Source organism: Streptomyces sp. NPDC005574 (genome assembly GCF_040605435.1).
Lineage (GTDB): Bacteria > Actinomycetota > Actinomycetes > Streptomycetales > Streptomycetaceae > Streptomyces.
Genome location: NZ_JBEXCW010000217.1, coordinates 1 through 4453, shown reverse-complemented (window position 1 = coordinate 4453; position 4453 = coordinate 1). Strand labels below are relative to the sequence as shown.

Sequence of the window (4453 nt, the reverse complement as noted above, 5' to 3'; positions counted from 1 at the left end):
GTGCACGGGCGAGGACACCGTCGCGCCGCTGCCCGCGGTGCAGGTCCAGTTGCTCAGGCCGGACTCGAAGCCGGCGTTCTTCGCGTTGTTGACGTGGTGACACGCCGTGGTGTGGGCGTGTCACCGCACCGCGGGCCGGGCGTTTTCTACTTGCCTTCCGCGGCCTTGGACACGTGCGCCCACTGATCCCACTCGGCCAGGCGCTGCTGGTACACCGCGGGTATCCACTGGGTGGGCTGCTCGCCGAAGAACACGCGCAGCGGCGGCTCCTCGGCGTCGACGAGCGTGAGGATCGCGGACTTGAAGCCGATCGGCTCCGGGAGTACGACCTGCGCCCGCTGCGCGGCCATGTTCTCGTGCAGAGCCGCGTACGCGGGATGCGCGTCGGCGACGATGGCGGATGCACCGGACCAGTCGGTGGCGAAGCCGCCTGGTTCGACCAGGGTGACCTTGATGCCGAAGCCGGCGACTTCCTGGGCGAGTGCGTCCGTCATCCCTTCCAGCGCCCACTTCGACGCGTGGTAGGCACCGAGGGTCGGGTACGCGATGATGCCGCCGATGGTCGAGATCTGGATGATGTGGCCCGCGCGCTGCTCGCGGAGGATCGGGAGGACCGCCTGCGTGACATGGAAGACACCGAACAGGTTCGTCTCGATCTGGTCGCGCAGCTGCTGCTCGGTGATCTCCTCGACCGTTCCGAAGAGCCCGTAGCCCGCGTTGTTGATGACGACGTCGATCCGCCCGAACTTCTTGTGCGCGGACTTCACCGCGGCGAACACCTGGTCGCGGTGGGTGACGTCGAGCTCGACCGGGAGGACGGCGTCGCCGTACTGCTCGACCAGGTCACGCAGAGTGTCCGTGTTGCGGGCGGTCGCTGCGACCTTGTCGCCACGCTCGAGGGCGCCGAGGGCGAACTCGCGGCCGAAGCCTTTCGATGCGCCGGTGATGAACCAAACTTTGCTCATGATGTAGACCTTCTCTCCGTGTGGTGGGTGTGCCGCCCGGGCTCGCTCAGGTGTCGGCGGTGCGGTGACACGCCGTGGTGTGGGCGTGTCATGGCCCGCGGGCCGGGCGGTGCCTAGTTGCCTTCCGCGGCCTTGGACACGTGCGCCCACTCGGCCCAGGTGTCCAGGCGCTGCTGGTACACCGCGGGTATCCACTGGGTGGGCTCCTCGCCGAAGAACACGCGCAGCGGCGGCGCCTCGGCGTCGACGATCTTCAGGATCGCGGCGCCGACCCCCTCGGGGCCGGGTGCCTGGGCGGAGGCGCCCATCTCGGTCAGCGACGCGTACAGGGGGCCGTAGGCGTCCTGGCCGTGCGCGGTGAAGACCGCCGAGCTCGCGAAGTCGGTGGCGAAGGCGCCGGGCTCGATCAGCGTGACCTTGATGCCGAAGGGCGCGACCTCCTGGGAGAGGGCCTCGCTCATCCCTTCCAGCGCCCACTTGGAGGCGCTGTAGCCGCCAGTGCCGCCGAAGGTGGCCACCCCCATGGCCGAGGAGATCTGGACGATGTGGCCGCTGCTCTGCGCCCGCAGGACGGGCAGTACCGCCTGGGTGACGTGGAAGACGCCGAAGACGTTGGTCTCCAGCTGGTCGCGCAGCTCCTGCTCGCCGAGGTCCTCCACGGCGCCGATCAGGGAATAGCCGGCGTTGTTGACCACCACGTCCAGCCGGCCGAACCGCTCTGTGGCCGCCGCGACCGCCTCGAACACCTGGGTGCGGTCAGTGACGTCCAGCTGCAGCGGCAGCACCGCGTCACCGAACCGCTCGGCCAGGTCGGCCAGCGCCTTGGTGTTGCGGGCGGTGGCCGCGACCTTGTCGCCGCGCTGCAGGGCGGCCTCGGCGAACTGGCGGCCGAAGCCGCGCGAGGAACCCGTGATGAACCAGATCTTGCTCATGGAAACACTCCTACTCGAAACCACGTCTTATGCGAAGACTGTAACTCTATTTGAGACGCAGTATCAACTTGAGATTTCGTGTACCCTGCGGGTATGAGTGACTCCGCCGCTACGCCCACCCGCTCCACGGCCAAGCCCGGGCTGCGCGAGCGCCAGCGCGCCACGATCCGGGCGGAAGTGACAGACGTGGCCATCAGGCTCTTCGCCGAGCAGGGATTCGACCGGACGACCGTCGACCAGATCGCCGCCGAAGCCGGGCTGTCGCGCGCCAGCCTGTTCCGCCATTTCGGCACGAAAGAAGACATCGTTCTGGCGGACCTGGACGAGATCGGCCGCCAGGTCACCGACGCGCTCGCCGCCCGGCCCGACGCAGAGCGGCCCTGGGAGGCACTGCGCCGCGTGTTCGATGTGATGACGCGGATGCTCGAGGCGGAACCCGAGCGGATGCTCAGCTATCTGCGGATGCTCCAGGAGACGCCCTCGCTGCGCGCCCGGCACTTCGAGAAGCAGATGCACTGGCAGGAGATAATGGCCCCGGAGATCGCACGCCGGCTGGGGGCCAGTCCCGGCCAGCTGGATGATCCCCGGCCGGCGGCCCTCGTCGCGGCCGCCCTCGCCTGCGCCGACGCGGCTTCGGCGGCGTGGGTGGCCTGCGAGGGAGCAGTTCCACTGACCGTGCTGCTCGACCGCGCCATGGGCGCATTCACCGACTAGCCGTTCTGCCCGCGCGCGTACCCACTCCGCCGTTCGCCGCCGTGCCGGGCGCCCATGCCGCCCGGCACCCGGCTCACTCCTCCGTACCGTCGTCGTCCTCGTCGAGACCGACCGCGTTGGGGTCACGCAGGGGCCGCAGGCCGCCTGCCGGGGTGGACGGGGTGAAGCTGTAGTGGCCGAGCACGTTGAGGTTCTTGTGCTTGAGCGGGGACAGCCGGGCGATGTCCTCGTCGCGGATCTCGTGGCCCTCGGCACGCAGCTGGGCGACCGCGGCGTCGATGTACTTCGTCGTCCACAGCACGACAGCGTTCAGCACCAGCCCCAGCGAGCCGAGTTGGTCTTATCCGAACTAGTGTGATGCGCCGGAAATCGCGGGCTTAAGTCTGTAGCCTGTTTTCATGTCTCGGGGTCCTCGTGCCGTCGAAGTGGTGCTGTCCGATGAGGAGCGCGCCGAGTTGCTGCGCTGGGTTGGCGGGGCGGTGGTGCCCCGTCTTGCCGAGCGGGCGCGCATCGTTTTGGCATGCGCGGACGGTGCGCCGAATACGCGTGTCGCGGCGGAGTTCAAGGTGACCGCGGACACGGTGAGGAAGTGGCGCTCGCGGTTCGTTGACCGGCGGATGGCCGGGCTTGCGGATGAGCCGCGGCCGGGCCGGCGCAAGCTGGAGCTGGTGCTCAGCGACGACGAACGGGCTCAGCTGGTGCGCTGGGCGAGGCGAGCGAAGACCGCGCAGTTCCTGGCCCTGCGGGCGAGGATCGTGCTGCGGTGCGCGGAGGGCGGGACGAACAAGCAGGTGGCGGCGGAGCTCGGGGTGCGCGAGCAGTCGGTGAGCCGCTGGCGGGCTCGGTTCGTCAAACAGCGGCTGGACGGGCTGGTCGATGAGCCGCGGCCGGGGCGGCCGCCGTCCATCCTGCTCGACCAGGTCGAGGACGTCATCGCCGCGACGTTGGAATCCACTCCGGGCCAGGACACGCACTGGTCGCGGGCTTCCATGGCGGCCCGGACCGGGCTGTCGAAGTCCACCGTCGGCCGGATCTGGAAACGGTTCGATCTCAAGCCGCACCTACAGGACGCCTTCAAGCTCTCCACCGACCCGCAGTTCGTCGCGAAGGTCGTCGACGTCGTCGGTTTGTACCACAACCCGCCCGAGAAGGCGGTGGTGTTATGCGTGGACGAGAAGTCCCAGATACAGGCCCTGGACCGCTCACAGCCGGTACTGCCGATGATGCCGGGCATGCCCGAACGGCGTACCCACGACTACCTGCGGCACGGCATCACCAGCCTGTTCGCCGCCTTCAACATCGCCGACGGCACCGTCATATCGGCACTGCACCGCCGCCACCGGGCCATCGAGTTCAGGAAGTTCCTGGTCACGATAGACAAGGCGGTCCCCGCCGGACTCGACGTGCACCTGGTGTGTGACAACTACGCCACCCACAACACACCCGAGATCAAGACTTGGCTCGGCAGACACCCTCGATTCCATGTCCACTTCACCCCGACCGGCTCCTCCTGGATCAACCAGGTCGAGCGGTGGTTCGGCCTGCTGACGGACAAGCTCATCCGCCGCGGCGTCCACACCTCGGTGAAGGCGCTGGAAGACGACATCAGGGCATGGATCGTCTCGTGGAACGAGAGCCCCAGGCCCTTCACTTGGACCAAGACCGCCGACGAGATCCTCAGATCCCTCGCCGACTACCTCACCAAGGTCACTCCACCTGCCATCGAAAACCAGCAAGGGATTTAAGCGAGCGTGTCTGAAAGATCGTGTAAGTCCGTGATGTGGAAGTCTGGCCCGGGGCTCGGCCTCGGGCTCTCGGGCCGGGCGGATCGGACGAGTCATG

General features: G+C 68.1%; 4 protein-coding genes and 1 pseudogene. 2 read left to right on the top strand and 3 right to left on the bottom strand.

What is annotated here, in order from left to right; translation table 11 throughout:
- Window positions 1-146: 146 nt before the first annotated feature.
- Window positions 147-965 carry an SDR family oxidoreductase gene (locus tag ABZT03_RS43225; RefSeq protein ID WP_356049675.1) on the bottom strand — a complete coding sequence of 273 codons (819 nt, stop codon included), beginning with the start codon at window positions 963-965 and terminating at the stop codon, window positions 147-149.
- Window positions 966-1078: 113 nt separating this feature from the next.
- The gene (locus ABZT03_RS43220) at window positions 1079-1897 is read right to left on the bottom strand and encodes an SDR family NAD(P)-dependent oxidoreductase (RefSeq protein WP_356049674.1); all 819 of its coding nucleotides are present in this window, start codon (window positions 1895-1897) and stop codon (window positions 1079-1081) included.
- A gap of 93 nt (window positions 1898-1990) precedes the next feature.
- Between ABZT03_RS43220 and ABZT03_RS43215 the strand changes: the two genes are divergently transcribed.
- Window positions 1991-2611 carry a TetR family transcriptional regulator gene (locus ABZT03_RS43215; protein WP_356049672.1) on the top strand — a complete coding sequence of 207 codons (621 nt, stop codon included), beginning with the start codon at window positions 1991-1993 and terminating at the stop codon, window positions 2609-2611.
- A 73-nt stretch (window positions 2612-2684) separates the two neighbouring features.
- On the opposite strand, the pseudogene ABZT03_RS43210 reads toward ABZT03_RS43215, so the two are convergent.
- A pseudogene (locus ABZT03_RS43210) lies at window positions 2685-2951 on the bottom strand (Tn3 family transposase); the annotation flags it as partial.
- 58 nt (window positions 2952-3009) lie between these two features.
- Here ABZT03_RS43210 and ABZT03_RS43205 point away from each other — a divergent pair.
- Entirely contained in the window at window positions 3010-4356 is a 1347-nt protein-coding gene (locus ABZT03_RS43205; RefSeq protein WP_356049670.1) for an IS630 family transposase, read from the top strand.
- The last annotated feature ends 97 nt before the right edge of the window (window positions 4357-4453 follow it).